The 17096-nt window shown below is 60.6% G+C and carries 18 protein-coding genes, 1 tRNA gene and 1 pseudogene; 10 read left to right on the forward strand and 10 right to left on the reverse strand.

What is annotated here, in order from left to right; genetic code table 11:
* Positions 1 to 18 precede the first annotated feature (18 nt).
* From IWY39_RS03660 to IWY39_RS03670, 3 genes are read left to right on the forward strand one after another with little or no spacing between them, the layout of a single operon-like run.
* Positions 19 to 432, forward strand: coding sequence for a hypothetical protein (locus IWY39_RS03660; protein ID WP_196871395.1), 414 nt, complete (start codon positions 19 to 21; stop codon positions 430 to 432).
* Complete coding sequence (locus IWY39_RS03665) at positions 419 to 1153, forward strand: TorF family putative porin (protein WP_315897834.1); 735 nt, start codon at positions 419 to 421, stop codon at positions 1151 to 1153. The genes IWY39_RS03660 and IWY39_RS03665 overlap by 14 nt, the downstream gene beginning before the upstream one ends.
* 56 nt (positions 1154 to 1209) lie before the next feature.
* On the forward strand, positions 1210 to 1605 hold the full coding sequence (locus IWY39_RS03670) for an MAPEG family protein (protein ID WP_107124672.1): 396 nt from the start codon (positions 1210 to 1212) through the stop codon (positions 1603 to 1605).
* Here IWY39_RS03670 and IWY39_RS03675 read toward each other — a convergent pair.
* Positions 1602 to 3617 carry a putative bifunctional diguanylate cyclase/phosphodiesterase gene (locus tag IWY39_RS03675; RefSeq protein ID WP_107124673.1) on the reverse strand — a complete coding sequence of 672 codons (2016 nt, stop codon included), beginning with the start codon at positions 3615 to 3617 and terminating at the stop codon, positions 1602 to 1604. The genes IWY39_RS03670 and IWY39_RS03675 overlap by 4 nt on opposite strands.
* 122 nt (positions 3618 to 3739) lie before the next feature.
* Between IWY39_RS03675 and moaA the strand changes: the two genes are divergently transcribed.
* The 5 genes from moaA to IWY39_RS03700 all read left to right on the forward strand — a co-directional run bounded on the left by moaA (position 3740) and on the right by IWY39_RS03700 (position 7285).
* Positions 3740 to 4753, forward strand: a complete 1014-nt coding sequence (moaA, locus tag IWY39_RS03680; protein WP_017184534.1) for a GTP 3',8-cyclase MoaA — start codon at positions 3740 to 3742, stop codon at positions 4751 to 4753.
* Positions 4750 to 5526 (forward strand): NAD kinase, encoded by a 777-nt coding sequence (locus IWY39_RS03685; RefSeq protein WP_017184535.1) that lies wholly within the window; start codon positions 4750 to 4752, stop codon positions 5524 to 5526. The genes moaA and IWY39_RS03685 overlap by 4 nt, the downstream gene beginning before the upstream one ends.
* A 124-nt stretch (positions 5527 to 5650) precedes the next feature.
* Positions 5651 to 5725, forward strand: a tRNA-Asn gene (locus IWY39_RS03690).
* 327 nt (positions 5726 to 6052) lie between these two features.
* The gene (locus IWY39_RS03695) at positions 6053 to 6832 is read left to right on the forward strand and encodes a hypothetical protein (RefSeq protein WP_145169802.1); all 780 of its coding nucleotides are present in this window, start codon (positions 6053 to 6055) and stop codon (positions 6830 to 6832) included.
* A 75-nt stretch (positions 6833 to 6907) separates the two neighbouring features.
* Positions 6908 to 7285: a hypothetical protein gene (locus tag IWY39_RS03700; RefSeq protein ID WP_145169804.1), complete on the forward strand. Its 378-nt coding sequence runs from the start codon at positions 6908 to 6910 to the stop codon at positions 7283 to 7285.
* On the opposite strand, the gene IWY39_RS24540 is transcribed toward IWY39_RS03700, so the two are convergent.
* Complete coding sequence (locus IWY39_RS24540) at positions 7245 to 7499, reverse strand: HGGxSTG domain-containing protein (protein WP_107124677.1); 255 nt, start codon at positions 7497 to 7499, stop codon at positions 7245 to 7247. The genes IWY39_RS03700 and IWY39_RS24540 overlap by 41 nt on opposite strands.
* Here IWY39_RS24540 and IWY39_RS03705 point away from each other — a divergent pair.
* The gene (locus IWY39_RS03705; RefSeq protein WP_181316718.1) at positions 7381 to 7854 is read left to right on the forward strand and encodes a hypothetical protein; all 474 of its coding nucleotides are present in this window, start codon (positions 7381 to 7383) and stop codon (positions 7852 to 7854) included. The two genes, IWY39_RS24540 and IWY39_RS03705, sit on opposite strands and share 119 nt — an antisense overlap.
* A 15-nt stretch (positions 7855 to 7869) precedes the next feature.
* On the opposite strand, the gene IWY39_RS03710 is transcribed toward IWY39_RS03705, so the two are convergent.
* A complete protein-coding gene (locus IWY39_RS03710; protein ID WP_145170003.1) occupies positions 7870 to 9246 on the reverse strand; it encodes an IS701 family transposase in 1377 nt (458 codons plus the stop codon).
* A gap of 105 nt (positions 9247 to 9351) precedes the next feature.
* On the opposite strand from IWY39_RS03710, the gene IWY39_RS03715 reads away from it, so the two are divergent.
* Complete coding sequence (locus tag IWY39_RS03715) at positions 9352 to 9636, forward strand: hypothetical protein (RefSeq protein WP_107124883.1); 285 nt, start codon at positions 9352 to 9354, stop codon at positions 9634 to 9636.
* A 40-nt stretch (positions 9637 to 9676) separates the two neighbouring features.
* Here the strand turns inward: IWY39_RS03715 and IWY39_RS03720 are convergent, their stop codons facing one another.
* The 7 genes and pseudogenes from IWY39_RS03720 to IWY39_RS03755 form a co-directional block, all read right to left on the reverse strand.
* Entirely contained in the window at positions 9677 to 10513 is an 837-nt protein-coding gene (locus tag IWY39_RS03720) for an IS5 family transposase (RefSeq protein WP_107125139.1), read from the reverse strand.
* 94 nt (positions 10514 to 10607) lie between these two features.
* Complete coding sequence (locus tag IWY39_RS03725) at positions 10608 to 10955, reverse strand: hypothetical protein (RefSeq protein ID WP_107125138.1); 348 nt, start codon at positions 10953 to 10955, stop codon at positions 10608 to 10610.
* 94 nt (positions 10956 to 11049) lie between these two features.
* Positions 11050 to 12560, reverse strand: a pseudogene (locus tag IWY39_RS03730) (YfjI family protein).
* Positions 12560 to 13462, reverse strand: coding sequence for a DUF7146 domain-containing protein (locus tag IWY39_RS03740; RefSeq protein WP_107125135.1), 903 nt, complete (start codon positions 13460 to 13462; stop codon positions 12560 to 12562). Before IWY39_RS03740 ends, IWY39_RS03730 begins: the two are co-directional and overlap by 1 nt.
* Positions 13463 to 13491: 29 nt before the next feature.
* Positions 13492 to 13680, reverse strand: a complete 189-nt coding sequence (locus IWY39_RS24545; protein ID WP_107125134.1) for a helix-turn-helix domain-containing protein — start codon at positions 13678 to 13680, stop codon at positions 13492 to 13494.
* Positions 13681 to 13772: 92 nt separating this feature from the next.
* The gene (locus IWY39_RS03750; RefSeq protein ID WP_107125133.1) at positions 13773 to 15410 is read right to left on the reverse strand and encodes a hypothetical protein; all 1638 of its coding nucleotides are present in this window, start codon (positions 15408 to 15410) and stop codon (positions 13773 to 13775) included.
* Positions 15411 to 15543: 133 nt separating this feature from the next.
* Positions 15544 to 16869: an alginate O-acetyltransferase AlgX-related protein gene (locus IWY39_RS03755; protein WP_107125132.1), complete on the reverse strand. Its 1326-nt coding sequence runs from the start codon at positions 16867 to 16869 to the stop codon at positions 15544 to 15546.
* Positions 16870 to 17096: the final 227 nt, after the last annotated feature.

The following is a 17096-nucleotide window of genomic DNA, read 5'->3' on the forward strand; positions in this document are numbered from 1 at the left end:
GCAAAGCAGGAGAAATATATGAGCATGTCCCTTTTCGCGATGGCCGCCGCTGCCGCGGCTTCGCATAGCGTTGCGATCGATCATCATGGGATGCAGGTTCAGGCCAATTACACCGCGCGACTGGTGGTCAGCGCGCGCACGGTAGGCGCACGAACCCCCAACCGGATGGATATGCAGCGGTGCAAATGGACCGCACGGGTCGAGATAGACCGCAGCCTGGCCCATGGTCCCGCACTCGCCCGCACCATCGCCACCGATCCATTGGCGTCGGGCAGCGATAGCGCGGCCTGCCCGCCGAGCCACCGTTTCCGCAAGGATATTGCCGAACGCCATCAGGGCCAGGTTCAGGCCCAGTTGGCGGCAGCCGTGGCGCAGGACCGCGCGCCATTGCTGGCGGAACTGGACATGGTGCGCAATCTTGCGTCCAACTGATCCGCGTTACGGCATCCTTTGGGCGGCGATGCTCGTCACCGCCGCCCATGCCGTGCCAGCCGTCGCGCAAAGTCCCGGCCTCGACGCATCTGTCGAGGCGATGAGCGACGAGCGGCGGCGGGGTATCAGCTGGAGCGATGGTGATCCGGCACTGCGCCTGGGCCTGTCCGTTCCCGTCACGGATGGTTTGAGCATCGAAAGTGCTGCGACCGGCCTGTGGGGCAGCGCGCGGCATGGTGGGGCGGATGGCGTGATCGACGCCGGGTTGAACTGGACCCAGCAACTGGGCGGCTGGCGGCTGTCGGCCCAGGGGCGTTACCATATGTTTCCGGGTGCATCAGGCCAGGACTATGGCGAAGTCGGCGCCGTTGCGGGCTTTCTCCTTGGCCCCGCAAGCATCGACTTCGGCGCGCACTATGCGCCCCATCAGTCGGCCATAGGCGGCGACAATCTCTATCTGTCCATAGCCGGCGCAATAGCGCTGCCGAACACGCCCTTCACCCTGTCCGGCCATGTCGGCCGATCATCGGGTGATGCTGACGATCCGGCTCGTTCTGCCCGTTTGCGACCTGACGGCACCTACCGCGATCATGGCATCGCGCTGGACTGGTATCGCGGGCGATGGTTTGCAGGATTGCGCTACAGCGGCACCAGCATCGGCGGACCCGCGCGCCGCGACGCGGGCGATACGCTGATCGCGCGAGCGGGGTTCAGCTTTTAATTGCCGCTTCCCCGGCATCGGCCTACCCTCTGCCTGTCAACAGAGGGACTATTGCCATGCCGATCGAACTGACGATCCTTGCCTGGGCCATGATTTTGCTGATGGCGCATGTCTTTGTCGCCGCGCACGCCAAAACCCGGCAATATGGCGCGCACTGGAATATGGGCGCGCGCGACGAATCGCTGCCGCCGCTCAATGCCTTGGCAGGCAGGCTGACGCGGGCCCAGGCGAATTTTCAGGAAACGCTGCCAATTGCGATCGTCGCTCTGATCGGCGTGGTAGTGGCAGGACGAACCAGCGACATGACGGCGCTGGGCGGCTGGATATGGATCGGCGCACGCATCGCCTATCTTCCCGTCTATGCGCTGGGCATCCCCATGGTCCGCACGCTCATCTTCATGGTCAGCCTGATCGGCCTTGGCATGGTGTTGTGGCCGCTGCTGGGCCTTTAGCCCGCCAGCACCAGCGCAACCAGATCGGCGGATGAAACCCCCGCCGATCGCAGGAAGCCCTGATAAAAATCGCACCCTTCGCGCGCGAGCAGATCAAGCTGTTGCTGCGTTTCGACGCCTTCGGCCACGACCTTGAGGCCCAGCGACTTGGCCATGTGGATGACGCCGCGCACGACGATCCGGTCTCGCGCCGTTCCGGCAATATCCTGCGCCAGCCCGCTGTCGATCTTGAGATAGTCGAGCGGCAGGCTCTTGAGATAAGCGAGACTGGAATAGCCAGTCCCGAAATCGTCGATCGCGACCGCCAACCCCTCGGACCGAAGCGCGGTCAGCAACACAGAGGCGGCATCGACATCCTCGATCAATCCGCTTTCGGTGATCTCCACCGTCAGGCGGGACCGGGGAAAACCGCTTCGGTCGACGATCGCCAGCAACCCGGCCATAAACCCCGGCTGGGCAATATCCGCAGCGGTCACATTGATCGACAGGCGCAGCGTCGCGAGCGCGCGCGGCCACGCCGCTGCCTGCCGCAATGCTTCCGCCTGAATATGCGCCGACAGCGGCAGCATATAATCGGATCGCTCGGCGGTAGCGAACAATATGCCCGCGCCCAGCGGGCCATATTGCGGATGGTTCCAGCGCGCCAGCGCCTCGACCCCGCTAATGACCTCCGAATCGACCGGATATTGCGGCTGGAACACGATGCCTATCTCGCCCCGGTCGAGCGCTAGTCGCAGGTCGGTTTCCAACTGGTCGGGATCGACCTGACGGCTGTGCCGATCGGTCGACAGGATGCGGATGCCCTCCCCGCCTGCCTGTCGTGCATCCGCCAGCGCAGTCCCGGCACGGCGCAGCAAATGGGTCGCATCGTCTTCGGGCCGCGCCTGGGCTATGCCGCAACGGGCGATCAGGCGGATAAGGTGATCCCCCGCGCTGAACGGGCGGCCGATCGCCGCGATCAACTGGCGCGCCAGAAAGGTCGCCCGATCGCTGCCCGCCGCTTCGCCGGTCAGGCCGACCAGAAATTCGGTCCCGGTGATGCGTGCGACCATCGCACCGGGTGCGACATCGTCGACCATCCGTTCGATCCGCCGCGCGATCCGGCCAAGCAATGCGTCGCCGACAACCTGGCCATAGGCCGCGTTCATCCGTTCAAACTGACTGATCGACAGCAATATGGCGGTCGTCGCCAGGCCGGTACGCCGATCCAGCCAGTCCAGCGCCGCCTGTCGCGATCGCAGGCCGGTCAGATAGTCGCGGCTGGCCAGATCCCGCTCTTGCGCGTCGGACAGCCATTCAACATCGGCGGCAACCACCCCCTGCTCGATCCGCAGATGATGCACCAGCCGGTTGCCCGGCCGGTCGGGCAGATCATGCGCCAGTGCAGCAGGTCGCCCGGCACGCATCATCGCCCGCAGTGCCGTCAGCACCGCGCGCCGTTCCGCCCTTGGCAAGCGGCGGATCAGCGTCGCAGGATGAACCTGCGCCATGGGCAGATCGAGATGACGGGCCAGACTTTCGCTCAGCCGCAGCAGCGAATCGCCGCGTCCCAATTCCCAATAAAGCGCGTCGCCCCGTCGGATGCGCTGCGCGCGCTGACTGGGCGATGCCCCGCCGCCCAATCGCTCCACCAGCCGCTGGGCGGACGCCAGCACGGCGCGCAATGACGCCTCGCTATAGGGTGCGGTCAGAAAATGCGTTGCGCCCGCCGCCAGCAGATCGGGGATGATCGCTTCGTCCGCCTTGTCGACCAGCACGATCAGCGCGCCGCCACCCGCCTCCATCGCCGGGACTAGCGGCGCCAGCAATTTGGCTTCCCCGCCGCCTGAACGCATATCGACCAGCGCAACCTGCGCCTCGCTGCGCAAATAGCGTTGCGGTGCCTCTCGCGCGCGTCTGGCGCCGATCGCGCGCCAGCCGGCTGAGCGCGCGGCATGGCACAGTCCGTCCCGGTCGCCGGGCGACAGGATGAACAGGCTACGCTGTCCGTCTTCGGCCTGATCCGCGATCACTGATATGGTCCCCTGAACGCGCGCATCGCGCCGCCTTAGCAGCAACGGGTTACCGACGTCTTGCCTCTACCGCAACCGGGCTGCCCTTGCGCCGGGCAAGTCCATCGCCTAGCTAGGTTGCCATGGCCATGGCGGACCCCTCGCGCGCGCAGATGACCGACGGCCTGGGCCGCCGGATCAGCTATTTGCGCATATCCGTCACGGACCGCTGCGACCTGCGTTGCCGCTATTGCATGGCGGAAAAGATGCAGTTCCTGCCCAAAAATCAGGTGCTCACGCTGGAGGAGATCGCGCTGCTGGCCGACCTGTTCGTAGCGCGCGGCATCAACAAGATCAGGCTGACCGGCGGCGAACCGCTGGTGCGGCGCGATATTGGCGATCTGGTGCGCCGGATCGGGCGGCATCTGGGCAGCGGGCTGGACGAACTGACGCTCACCACCAATGGCACCCAGCTGGCCGACCATGCCGACATGCTGGCCGACGCCGGGGTGCGCCGGATCAACGTCAGTCTGGACAGCCGCGATCCAGCCCGCTTTGCCCATGTCACCCGTGGCGGTGACATTGCCGCGGTGTTCGCCGGGCTGAAAGCGGCGCAATCGGTGGGACTGGCGATCAAGATCAACATGGTGGCGCTCAAGGGCATCAATGATGATGAAATCCTGCCAATGCTGCGCTGGTGCGATGCCGAAGGGCTGGACCTGACCCTGATCGAAACGATGCCGTTGGGCGAGACGGGCGAGGACCGCACCGACCATTATCTGCCCTTGAGCGAGGTAGCGGATGATATTCGCGCGCGTCACGCACTGACGCCCCTGCCCGACCGCACCGGCGGCCCGGCGCGCTATCATGCGGTCGCCGGGATGACGGCACGGCTTGGCCTCATCACCCCGCTCACCAATAATTTCTGCGCCGATTGCAACCGCATTCGCATGACGTGCGAGGGCAAGATTTTCATGTGCCTTGGCCATGAGGATCATGTCGATTTCAAGACGGCGCTACGTGAAGGCGGACTGGCTGCTGTCGAGCCGCTGATCGACCGCGCATTGCGTTTGAAGCCAGCGCGCCACGACTTTCGCATTGGTGCGGGCGAAACCGCGCCTGCGACGCGCCGCCACATGAGCGTTACCGGCGGATGAGCGACGAAATGCGGCGTGCGCTGGTCGTGTCCCCTACCCAAGCGGCCAAGGCTGCCGAGGAACGGCTGCGCGCCACTTATGATTTCGTGCCGGTCGAAGAAGCCGAGATGATCATCGCGCTGGGCGGCGATGGCTATATGCTCCAGACCCTCCACGCAATGCTGGAAGCGCGGCGGATCGTCCCCGTGTTCGGCATGAACCTTGGCACGGTCGGCTTCCTGATGAATGAATGGCGGCTGGAACGGCTGGAGCAGCGGCTGGAAGCGGCCAAGATGTTCAAGGTCAATCCGCTGCGGATGATCGTCGATACGGTCGATGGTGAGCGGTTTTCGATTCCGGCCATTAACGAAGTGTCGCTGCTGCGCGAAACCCGCCAGACCGCCAAGCTGGAGGTGCAGGTCAATGGCCGCGTCGTCCTGCCTGAACTGGTGTGCGACGGCGTGCTGGTGGCGACGCCCGCCGGGTCGACCGCCTATAATCTGTCGGCCCATGGCCCCATCCTGCCCCTGGGATCGGCGCTGGTCGCATTAACCCCGATCAGCCCGTTCCGGCCGCGTCGCTGGCGCGGGGCCATTCTGCCGGAAAATACCGTCATCCGCTTCACCGTGCTCGATCCGGTCAAGCGCCCGGTCAGCGCCGTGGCCGACCAGCGCGAAGTGCGCGATGTGGCCCAAGTGGAGGTCAAGATCGACCGTGCGACGCCCCTGACCCTGCTGTTCGACCCGGAACATACGCTGGACGACCGCATCGCGGCCGAACAATTCATCGCCTGAACAGGCGCTTTGACAGCGCCAAAGCCCGGCCTGACGGGGAGCCAAAAAAATCATCAGATTAGCGCTTGCCAATTCTTAAAAGCCGCTGCTATAGGCGCGGCCTGCCCGGCGGAAGTCGGGCTGCTCCCCGATAGCTCAGCGGTAGAGCATTCGACTGTTAATCGAATGGCCGTAGGTTCGAATCCTACTCGGGGAGCCAACATCGCTTATAATTAGCGAAATAAATCAGTGGGTTGGCGGCATCCGAGTATGGGCGTTCCCACGTTTGATCCCACGTTACATTTCAGTTTTGGGCGGACCCGCGCGGGAGCTCTGAATTTTTAGCGCTGTCCATGAAATGTGTCGCCGGAGGCATGTTAGAACCTTCATGGCGATTGGTACGTACCGGTAAAGCTTCCGCAACGGAATGCTTGGTAATTTTGAACGGCAGACGACAACCCGGCCTTGATAATCGCTCCTCCTCAGCGCCTGTTGCAGATACCCTTCCTAACGATTACGCGTCGTCATTTCGGGGGGGGGGGAAAGAATGAGGAAAAGTGCCTTAGGTATTGGAACCGCAACATTGTTGTTGGTTTCCTGCGGACAGAATCCGTCCAGCGCGCCACTAGATGCGCCGACAAGCCAGTCTGAGACAGCCTTCGTGAACCCTTCTAAACCTAGGCCAGCACCCAGATTCGTTGAAGACGAAAGCTCCACATATTACTATGTGACAGCCGTGTCAGAAGAGGACGAAAAGAAGGGTAAGGCAGTCGGTGATGTAATTGGTTTTCGGTATCTGGGAAAGAATGATAAGGGGCAGCATACGCTGCGACAGATTACGAAAGATGGCAAACCGCTCTCAAAATCCTTCTGCTCGGAACCTTGCAGGATAATAAGATACGAAGATGGCGAGCGTGTTGCTTACGATCCATCCTCCATCATCGGGGCTGCATTTCAGGACGCTATCAATGGTCACTTGAAAGCTGCCAGCACCAATGATGTAGAGCGCCTTGATTACCCCCGCACCGTTAGCACTGTGCCGAAGGCCTTTCGTGGCGCTTGGGACGAACTGACCGACGATAATTGCGAAGGACGGGAAGCTCGCTTTGTTTTGCAATCGACGAAGTTTCGCAACTTCGAAGTAGTGTGGGCTGTGACCAAAGTTGATCTTTTCTCTGCCGATGAAATTGATCTCCATACCACCACGAAGGATGAAAACGGCGATCAGGTGAACGAGGTGTGGCAGTTCAAGCTGGCGGACGGTGGAAAGTCCCTTACGAGCAGAAAGCCGGGTACAACATTTTTCCGGCGGTGCCCGTTAGCTTAGAGGGATGACCGCAAAATGGACCTATTCATTAAGCTAAGCAGACGCATGGGCATGTGTATCGCGGCTAGTGCGACTATGGGATTGTTCACCGCATGCACCGCGAAGCCGCTTCCAATCCTTATTGAGAAATATTGCGTAAGCGACAGCGGCTTATCAAAATACTGGCTCACCCTGAACACGTCTGACAAGACAGGGGCCATCCGGTATCAATATATGGGCCAAGACGTGCGATATGTTGTCAAAACGATGCAGATCAACGGCAACGAAATTGGAGGCCGAGCGGATTTTCAAGCGAGTGCCACGGGAGAGATACGCGGCACGCCGATTACGTTCATCTATGATGATAGCATCGGCACCTTTAAGGATGGCAATGCGGGGACATCCTGCCAGAACAAGCAGCCCGCCGAACATATTAGCAGTCCACCTCCCGCACCAGCCGCGCAATCCCTTTGAGGTAGCGAACCGCCGCGATTGTCTCGGCTGACCGTCCGCCATGCTTCCGGGCATTCCCATTTCCTTTAGGCGCGCCCGGATTTGTCCCCCCGTGCATGCGGCATCGTTTCCGCCCCTTCACGGCTGGAGATTGGCACTCCGTTCCCGAACGGGTCCGCGCCAAGCAGCGCGGAGCCGATGCCAGCCGCTCCGGTTGTATGGGATTGATCGTCATTTTTCCTGTTTCCTTGACCCCCGGTGTTGATGCTTTCGGCAATGACGGCTTGGCCACCGCGATTGTCGACATGGATGTGCCGCACGACTTGTTCGCCACCGCGCCGCATGCGGGCGAGCGTTTCCATCTGCCCCTGAGAGGTGCGCAGGAGCTTCGTGGCGAGATTCCCGAACATCTGAGAAGTCTGCACCCATTCGGATTTGCCAAGCTGGGTAAGAGCGCGAATCGCCGCGTCATGGGTTACATACATCTGCACCAGCAACAGTGCCTCGGCCTGGGTTTGCGGCTCCATGCTTTCGATAAACGACAGCGCGGCATTGTAGCGCCCGTCATTGTCTGCATTGACCGAGCTTAGCTCGGCTTTGTACGTTTAGGTGGCGAAGCACAGCGCGTTTGCCATGCGGACCAGGCGAGCGGGAGGAATTATCCGCGGTTCCCGGTGCGGCGGGGAATGCGAATTAATGTCACCGACCCAGAGCTGAAGCCGGACGGCGCCGATGGCGTCGGTGAATGTCAGGCTGGTTTTTCGATACCACGCGGCTGCGTAAGGCGTGCTTGAGGAAGTGAGAAGATCACCAGCCCACAGCGAGATAAGGCTGTAGAATCCGAGAAGTGCCGGCGTGGTTCGAGCGATAGCTTTGTCGGTCCATTGACGCTGTGTCTCGACGCCCAGGTGAGCGCGCGTTTCGGCGAATGTGACTTCGATTTGCCATCGGCGGACGTACAGGGCGATGATATCGGCGGGCTCGATGGCGATGTCTGTGCTGAAGAAGGCTTGCGGATCGCGCTTTTCGTCGGGGTCGCGAACCAGCACCCATCGGACCGGCAACACCGGGGTGCCCGGCCTGTACCACAAGGCGATCCCGGATGTGATATCGAGTGCTTTGCCGCTGACATGGCCATACCAGGCGGACACGAAGATCCTCGTCCAGCGTGTCGCTGGGTTGGACAGCAGGGTCTTGAGTTTCGGCAGCGCCAAGCCTTTCTGCGCGGGTCGTCCCATCGTGCGCGACGTTCGCTCTGCGGGCGGTGCAAACAGGTTCGCATCCAGCCGTAGGCGGCTGATGAGCGTTGCCCGCCGTACGATGGCATGGGCCAGTTCATGGACAGCGAAGCTGCTGTCGCCGATGAAGATGATCTGACGACCTGGCAGCCAGCGCGACAGTTGCAGTGCGCCTTGCCGGGCCCAGTCCGTCAGCACTTTGTGACGACAGCCGCGAGCTCGATTCGATCGCTCCGAAGGGGCGAGCAGCGTCAGGACCGGCAACGCCTTGATCAGGCTGGTCCATGAAACCGGAGTGAGCACCATGAAGCTCAGCCAGCGCAGCCCGCTGGCTTTGACGAAATGGCCGTGGCTAGAGCGCACCGGGTCCCGGTATATTCCCCGCGCGCTGATCCGGCGTCCCCATCGGCGTTCAATGGTGTCGTCCATACCGATGACCACAGGGCCGTCGGGCACAAGGCGATCGACGACAATGCCCAGCAGCCGTCTGGCAACAGCGCGGGAGCTCCAGCGGGCACGGTTGAGGATCTGGTGATAGCTGGCAAAGTTGGAGGCTTGGGCCCTGCCGGTCACACGCAGGCACGAGGTAACGGTTCGCTTGCCTGTTGCCAGCACGGCACCCATCACCAGAACGAGCACGTGCTCCCAACTGGGCGCGGTGAAACAGGGCCGCAACGGCTGCAGCCAACGGCGCAGTATCAGGGGAACGGGGTCGCCGATAACGGCCTTGTCTGGATCCAGCATCCCATGCTTCGAATCCCGACTGGCACGGGTTGCAATGCTATGATTGTTGCCATGCGGCGAGCTGAATCGGATACGCTCTGACCCGAAGGCAGCTATGGTTGCGCCATGAAAGACGACGAAATCGCACGGCAGATCGAAGCGTTCGACGCAGCCAATGGCGGCGGCGTCGGCTGGTACGAGGACAAAGGCGCCTACCACCTTTACCTGCTGACAACCGAGGCGCCGATCGCGCGCCTGAAGCCGGTCGGTATGGGTGACGACGTTAGGCTCGGCTACTGGTCACATCGACGGCGTTGGGAAGATATCGACGACATGGGCGGATGCGTCTTGCCACTCGATCAGGCACTCGACCACATCGCTAACAACAGCATTTTCTGGACCTGGACCTGACGAAAAACGTACAAAGTCGAGCTAAGAGCCTGATTCAAAATTATCGGGCGTGATTTGATGGCCTTGCGATGCGGCGTGCGAAGAGCTGGATCGAGGCGATGAAGAGCCATGCGGTAGCCGATGCGATGGTCTGTTCAAAGTCCTTGGCGAGGCGGCGATTGCGGTTCAGCCAGGCGAGGGTTCGCTCGACGACCCAGCGTCGCGGGAGAATGACAAACCCCTTTGCGGCATCCGACCGTTTGACGATCTCGATGGTCCATTTGCCGATCCGGCGCAGCGCGTCCCTGAGTTTGTCACCGGCATAGCCACCATCGGCGAAGACATGGCGCAGCCACGGGAAGCGCCTGATGATCTCGGCCAGCACCAGCGGAGCGCCGTCACGGTCTTGGATGTCGGCGGTGTGGACTACGGCATGGACGAGATTGCCGTCGGTATCCGTCAGGATATGGCGCTTGCGCCCCTTTGTCTTCTTGCCCGCGTCATAACCCCGTGGCCCGCCGCTTTCCGTGGTTTTGACGCTCTGGCTGTCGATCACGCCGGCGCTGGGCGAGCCCTGGCGGCCTGCAGCTTCGCGCCCGATCAGCAGCAGGGTATGGTTTAACGACAACCACAGCCTGCTGTCCCGCCACAGATAGAACCAACGCCGCACCGTCGAGACCGGCGGAAAACACGGCGGAAGCATCCGCCACGGGAGGCCGCCACGCAACAGATACAGGATCGCCTCGACAATCCGCCTGAGCGGCCACTTGCGCGGACGCCCTACATGCGAGGGCGGCGGAAAGAACGGCTCGAGCAGCGCCCATTCGGCATCGGTCAAATCGCTTGGCAAAGCCAAGTCCGCACGGGCATACTGCGCCCGAGTGGTGTCGGTCCACATCGTTGATTTCCTTTGGTTTGTCGCAAAACCGCTGAATCAACGACAGGGCACGCCGTCAAGCTAACCCGCTGATACCACTCAACTTAATTTCGGATCAGGCTCTTAGATAATTCAGCAACTCGCTGGCCCGCGCGTTCACTGGGTCTATCGACACGGCTGAGAATGTCTTTTGCAGCTTGAGCACGCCAAGCGCCTCGCACTTTCCAGCCATGTCAATCGAAAGACCGCCGTTCGGTTTGCGCGTAAGTGTCACTTGAACCGGCTGGCGCTGCTTGCGCTGGGCGACGGCAATTTCCGCCAGTTCCGTTTGTTGTTCCTTGCTCAGTTCGTCCCAGCCCGGAATGCCCTTTGCCAGAGTCGCCTTGGCTTCCTCTGGCGTGCCAGCTTCCGGGACAGCGACAGTTATGACCTGTTCCTTCGCCTTGGCCTTTTGCTTTGTCATGGATCACCTCATTTCGTGGAAATGCGCTTGGGGGTCACTGACAAAACCGACGAAACCCCCTTCTGTCAGTTTTGTCAGTTCCAGCCGGGGGCATTCAGCCCTTCATGGCCTTGGGATTTGCAAGATAGATGGTCGACGGTCGCCCGCCTCGCTCGCCTGCATTGGCGTCCCGTGCGCCGATCCAGTCCGCATCAAGCAATGCCTCCAGCCCGGCTGCTATCCTTTGCTTGTCATTGAGGCCGGACCAGCCCTTGCGCTGAATATCCCGCGCCGTGAACGGGCCTGTCAGATCGTCCCTTTTCACCCGCCGCCAGATCGAGCGCGCTGCCTCGGCATTGTCGACCGACAGGGACGCATAGGCACGCCGCGCATGGGATTCGAGATATTCCGCCCAACCGATAGCCTGCCGGGTGGCCGCCGCCGACACGGGGCCAAAGCCATTGTTAGCGAGATGGCAGACCAGCGCCAGCCGTGGGACAAGCCCGCGATATTTCGACAGATGCGCCACCATCGCCGGGGCCATGTCATCACCACGCAAGCCGCGCTCCAGCCCTTCCCGCCATCCGCTGAATATCTCTTGGGCGTCATCCGCAAAGCGAAGGTAGGGAACGCCGTGGGGGCCGTCGAACTCATCCCATTGCGCGCCAAGCTCGCGCACATCGAGACTGGCAAGATCGCCATAGCATTCATGCGCCAGCCGCCGCGCCTCACTGTCGGGGAAGCGATCAGCTTCGCGGAAGTCGCCTGAAAAGTCCGGCCATGCGAGCAATTGCAGGCGCTGCACCATGCCATCGTCAAAGCGGTTGAGGCTATCACGCACATATACGGCAATCCGGCTGGGCTGCGTCGTTCCGAATACCGACAGATTGACCGCTGGAATGCGGACGGTTCCCCGCATGATCCGGTCGAAGGTATAGCCCTCCAGCCCGCCCCATCCCGTCAGGAAGAAGCCGCGCGCCGATGTTTTCTCTGGATTGTCCAGATCGGCAAATAGGGACAGCAGTTCGTCACGATGAACCATGATCCCGTTGGGATTGGCTGCGCAAATCTCGCCCAGCTTCTCCGCAGTTGCGTCACTGGTGAGATGCCGCCGCATCGGTGGCGATTGCGGCTCCGCTACCGCTTGCAGCACCGCCATGGCCGCGCACTCTTTTCCGCGCCCTCGCGCTCCAGCTTGTAGAGCGATTCGGAGGCGTTGAACTCAGCCAACGCCGCCTCATTGTCCGCCGCAGCCTTAACCTCCAGCCGCCTGATCCGGGATAGGGCCTCGCTTGCGGCTGGGCTTTTCATGCTGCCGGGACGTGCGACGACGCAGCCCCATAGATTGCCCACTTCCAGCCAATCAGTGCGCCTTTGCGGGCGAATGCCGATTCGCCTGCCGATCAGCGCGCCAGCCGAAACCATGGCGGGGATCGCCACAAGATCGGGCGGGCAGTTCATCCGCTCAGCTATGTCCTGCACCCATCCCCGTAATTGGCTGGGCAACAGGGCTGGGTTCATGGGCAGGACGGACGGCAGTTCATCACGAAGCGGGATCGGGTCCGGCCAAATGTCCAGCGGCTCCGCTTGCGCCAGCCGATCTTGCAGTGTCGGGTTGGTCGCCATTACCGCTCCCCCCTCAGTTCATCGTTGAAGTCTTTGAAGCCCGCCGCCGGATAGATGATGCGGACGGAAAGCCCGCGCATGACGAAGGCTTGGGCGGCCTTGTGCACGGCCTGTTCCCCGGCAGCGTCGTTATCCGCGCCGATGACAACGGATCGGACGCAGGGCGGGAAGCGCATGGCCGGTAACATGCTTGCGCCAGCCGCCACCCATACGGGACCGTCGATCATGGAAAGCAGCGAAAGGCCGTCCTCTGGGCCTTCGCAGACAGTCACCATGCCGGAAGGGTCCAACTCGCCCAAGCGGATAGCGCCACCCGCCACCGTGCCCAGCGACAGCTTCGCCTTGGGCAGATCGGCCTTCCCCTTGCCATCCCCGCGCAAATATATGCGCTGAATGCCGATCACTTCGCCTGCAACATGGCGCACCGCTGCAATCAGGCAGGGCAAAGGATTAGATTTGCCATAGGGAAGCCGTGAGAAACGAATATCGGGCGGAAACGGAGGAAGGATGCCCCGGCAATCCAGATAGGACTCAGCGAGCGTCCCAAGGGCAGGAATAGCCCTTTCCCATATCGCCACCGCCTCCCCATTCCGGTTCGCCCTATCGGCTGGCGGCAGCTTAGGAAGGTCCGCCTTGGGCAGATCGCCAGCGCCAAGGCGGTGAGCGGCTTCGACCATGTCCAGCCCATAAAGCTGCATCACATAGTCCAGCACGTCGCCCGACTGTCCGCAGCCAAAGCAATGGAACCGCTCGCCATCGGCAAAGATGGTGAAGCTGGGCGAGCGGTCGGCATGGAAGGGGCAACACCCCTTCCACTCATTTCCGCTCCGGTGAAGGCGAACTTGTGCGCCCGCGATGGCCTGCAGGGGGTTGTCTCGGCGGATTGCGTCAATGTCGATCATAGCGCCGCCCTTCCCTTTTCGGTCATGGCTTAGACCTCCCCCGCGATTAGCGCATGCAGCGCCTCGGCTGGAATGATCGTTCTGCCACCAACGCGAACAGCGCGAAGGCGACCAGCCGAAATGTGATTGTAGAGCGTGGTCCTGCCTAGGCTGGACGCCTGACAAGCTTCCCGAATGCTATAACCGATCTTCGGGGGATCGTGCTTGACGGATTGCATTGGATTACCTCGGTTTGGTTTGAACCGAGGCAATCAAGCGACACTGAAAAATCCGCAGCAAATTGCCCATGTGCGGAGGGGTATGCGGGTTTTCATGCGGCCTTTTTGGGCCTCCCTGCAGGCTTCCACCGTCCCTTTATTAATTCCCTCACTGCCGTAGTCGCTACGTTCTCAAAGCCCGGCTCAAGCCGCATCTGTTTGGCAATTGTCCGTCCATCTAAACCGCGAGCTTTCATTTCATCGGCCTTGGCCAGAATCTCGTCATCGCTCGGTGGACGGCCCGCCTTCACAGATGGCGCACGATCAACAACTGCACTTGGGGAAGCTGCCATTGCGGCTCGCCAGTCACCGAATGCCAGTCGCGACAGTAGAATGGGGCATCCCGCGCCATGATCCGCAGGTGCCATGCCGCGATAGACGTGGTGCAGGCTTTCCGGGTTTCCGCCATTCCAATAGAACCGAGGCACAAGCAGCGGACCGCCATTCGTCGGCGCGACATAGGCTGGCAAACTGCCCTCCCGTAGCGCGCCGTGGAGGGTGCGGCTGGCTTGGCGATACGTCTCCATGAACGGCGTGGGAGAGCCATCCGCGCGCGGCTCGATTACTGCGCCACTTGGATCGCGAAAAATCAAATCGCCAGCAGCATTCTGCCAAATCTCAATGTCGTGTGACGGCTTGCCATCCGCCAGCCATGACAACGCTTCGTCCAGCGGCATGATGGTGCCAATCTCAGGCAATGCCGCTGGTAACGGGACACAGAACGCCCGCGCCGTATCTTCATGATCGGGAAACAGCTTCAATAGGTCGGCGCGGCTAACCTTGACCGAGCGGAACGCGTCCGTGCGATCCTGCAACACTCGTTCAAGGGCGCTACCTTCCTTGTTCGAAGTCAGGCCCGTACCGTATCGCAAGCCGTCATAGAGAATGTCGAATTGAGCAAAATCCTCAAATCGCACCGGGTCAATCGGAGCAGTGAGCACCTTGCTTTCGTCAGTCGAATGGCTTTCCACACACTTGCCGCGCGCCGCGATTTGGCCACCGCTTGCCCGGATTGCCAGCCTAGCAATGGCATCGGAAAGCGCCGCTTGAGGATCGGTTGCATCGAAGGCGTTTCCGGAAATTGCGCGGTCGAGGCTGACACGGTCCAGCGCAAAGCCGAATGCGATCCACGTCAATGCCTCGGACAGCGTGACAAACGGCGCATCCGAGGGAAGCCGTTTCTTGACCGGCTCCGGCTTCGATTGGGCATCATACGGGAGCGGGAGTGCGGGCAAGTCGGCGGGATCATACAGGGTTTGGCTATCCATCCACTTCGTGAAAGTGTCGCGGTCCAGATATATCGAGTGACATGACCAGCGCTGCCATTCGTCCGGCAGGAACACGTCCAAGGGCAAACGCCCTTCTAACCAGACATGCTCATTCCGCTCTGCCCCTACCCATGCCCAGCCCGGAACATCGCGGGATTCCAATCCGTCGCTGAAATGCGCCTGCACCGCGCCCGACAGCAAACCTCGCTGCAAGACAAGCATGGAACGTTCTTCCATCTTCTTGCGGCGGACGAATGCAACATCATCGCCTTCGGAAAACATCTCGATAAGGACGGGCGAAACATCGAGCCATGGAGCGGGATCGGCATCAGGCACCGCAGCTTTGAGGCGCTGGTGCAATTCCCGGATTGCATCCCGGCAGGAAATTGAATTGGGGCGGACGCTGCCCCCATGCGTAACCATATATCCGCCTCCCGAGCGGCTCCCAAAGGTATAGCGGGGAAGCACGTGGGAAGTGCGCTTGTCGGATGGCCGTCCTATCCCCCAGCAGGCTATGCCGGTTTTGTAAGTAAGTCACACGCGCAAAATCCGCCTTCTAAAAGCGACCAAGGTGTTCGTTGGCGAGGTTTGCGAACGGCCCCTGAGCTAGAATCCGCAATCGGTCGATTATCGACTTACGTTCTTCTTCTGTCATACCTGCAATTTTTGCGGCGGCAGTGTCGAATAACGTGGCCCGCCGTTCTGGCACTCCGTGCAGAAACCGCTGTGTCAACTGTAGGATTACATAATCAGGCAGCAGCAGGCTCACTAAGGCGGGGTCAAACCCTGCTGGCCGATACGCATAAGCAACTTTCCGAAACACACTTGTCAGGCTTTGCGCCAAGTTAGTGCCGAAGCTGTCGCCAAGGATTAAGCAACTACCCTTTACTGGAGCATCCTTGTTTTGCCAGAGCCGCAAGCACCCTTGGTTAAGAACGCCGTTGTCAAAGACTAAAAAGCCATCGAATTTACGGGAAAAAACTAACTCATAACTGGCCTTTGGTGGATCTAGTTTGATACCCAAGTCACCATGCCGTTGATGCACCATAAACTCTTGCGGTAGCGCAGCCAACGCTTCCTCGTCCATCTTCCAATGTCTAAGGACAGCCCGGGCAGCAATGGTTGCTCCATAATCAGTCCAGTGGGTATCAGTTTCGCAATAACTAAATTGTTTCTGGGCTCGCAACTCGTGGATCGGAACAATCGCTTTCGCTCCGAAGCGAAAGCGAAAATCGTCTATAATGGTGCGCCTTGCACGCGGCATTGGAAATGCTTCCGGTAGAATCTCTTCCTTTGCAGGAGCGACGAGGAAGGCCATGCGCAGCGATAGCTCAGTTTCCCATCCGGTCATCGCGTCGAAAGTCGCGGTCCACGCTTTTAACGAGTGCTCTGGCAGTTCACGGCTTTCAGTGAATTGTCCGATGCTGTCATTGCTGTCCCCACCAAGAAACAACTGGCCGGCTTTACCCACAATCGCATATGGACCACCTTGCTCGTCAACAATGTCGAATGTCATTACGCCCGGTTCCGCCCCTGAATCTGGCGAGCTTTGCACCTCGAGTCGGTAAGGTCCAAGACGGCGGGGAACGCTTATATCAAAACCGCAGCGCTCCATACTTGGGCGTGCAGCAGGGTCTGCAATGCGGGCTCGAGCGACATCAGGGCGCAGAAGGTCCGCGACCTTCTCAATCAACAAGGTGCCACTGTGAGAGATACCAACTCGCCCCGGTCCTCCTTGGGCCAGAAGCCAACCACGAAACCGAACATCTTGCGAAGGATTATTCTCATCTTCAAGCCCCTCAACCGGACTCTCCAGATTCCAACCTAGAAATTCACCGCCATTTTGAGAATTGACGAGCTTTACAGACCATTCAGCCGACATCGTTTGACCTTCGAATATAATACATGCGCATGATCGAATAACAGCAGATCCAAAACAACGAAGGATCAATGGCTGATCAAATAGGATCAGCCCCGCACCGGAGCGCTAAGTCAAGCGGGGTCGTACGGCAATTTGCTTGAACTCGTCGCCGCCAGACTCCGCTAAATTAACTGCTAGCCCATCTTGGAGCGGGTCGCGCGCCAATCGTACCGATCCATCATTTTCCT

This window comes from Sphingobium sp. JAI105 (assembly GCF_015752145.1).
Taxonomy (GTDB): Bacteria; Pseudomonadota; Alphaproteobacteria; order Sphingomonadales; family Sphingomonadaceae; genus Sphingobium; species Sphingobium xenophagum.

Excerpts from the sequence above, each read along its gene's own strand:
- IWY39_RS03700 (WP_145169804.1), top strand. The coding sequence starts at position 6,908 with ATGGGATTGTTCACCGCATGCACCGCGAAGCCGCTTCCAATCCTTATT.
- moaA (WP_017184534.1), top strand. The coding sequence starts at position 3,740 with ATGGCCATGGCGGACCCCTCGCGCGCGCAGATGACCGACGGCCTGGGC.
- IWY39_RS24540 (WP_107124677.1), bottom strand. The coding sequence starts at position 7,499 with ATGACGATCAATCCCATACAACCGGAGCGGCTGGCATCGGCTCCGCGC.
- IWY39_RS03750 (WP_107125133.1), bottom strand. The coding sequence starts at position 15,410 with ATGGTTACGCATGGGGGCAGCGTCCGCCCCAATTCAATTTCCTGCCGG.
- IWY39_RS03755 (WP_107125132.1), bottom strand. The coding sequence starts at position 16,869 with ATGTCGGCTGAATGGTCTGTAAAGCTCGTCAATTCTCAAAATGGCGGT.
- IWY39_RS03725 (WP_107125138.1), bottom strand. The coding sequence starts at position 10,955 with ATGACAAAGCAAAAGGCCAAGGCGAAGGAACAGGTCATAACTGTCGCT.
- IWY39_RS03715 (WP_107124883.1), top strand. The coding sequence starts at position 9,352 with ATGAAAGACGACGAAATCGCACGGCAGATCGAAGCGTTCGACGCAGCC.
- IWY39_RS03720 (WP_107125139.1), bottom strand. The coding sequence starts at position 10,513 with ATGTGGACCGACACCACTCGGGCGCAGTATGCCCGTGCGGACTTGGCT.
- IWY39_RS24545 (WP_107125134.1), bottom strand. The coding sequence starts at position 13,680 with ATGCAATCCGTCAAGCACGATCCCCCGAAGATCGGTTATAGCATTCGG.
- IWY39_RS03660 (WP_196871395.1), top strand. The coding sequence starts at position 19 with ATGAGCATGTCCCTTTTCGCGATGGCCGCCGCTGCCGCGGCTTCGCAT.
- IWY39_RS03695 (WP_145169802.1), top strand. The coding sequence starts at position 6,053 with ATGAGGAAAAGTGCCTTAGGTATTGGAACCGCAACATTGTTGTTGGTT.
- IWY39_RS03740 (WP_107125135.1), bottom strand. The coding sequence starts at position 13,462 with ATGATCGACATTGACGCAATCCGCCGAGACAACCCCCTGCAGGCCATC.
- IWY39_RS03685 (WP_017184535.1), top strand. The coding sequence starts at position 4,750 with ATGAGCGACGAAATGCGGCGTGCGCTGGTCGTGTCCCCTACCCAAGCG.
- IWY39_RS03710 (WP_145170003.1), bottom strand. The coding sequence starts at position 9,246 with ATGCTGGATCCAGACAAGGCCGTTATCGGCGACCCCGTTCCCCTGATA.
- IWY39_RS03705 (WP_181316718.1), top strand. The coding sequence starts at position 7,381 with ATGCGGCATCGTTTCCGCCCCTTCACGGCTGGAGATTGGCACTCCGTT.
- IWY39_RS03670 (WP_107124672.1), top strand. The coding sequence starts at position 1,210 with ATGCCGATCGAACTGACGATCCTTGCCTGGGCCATGATTTTGCTGATG.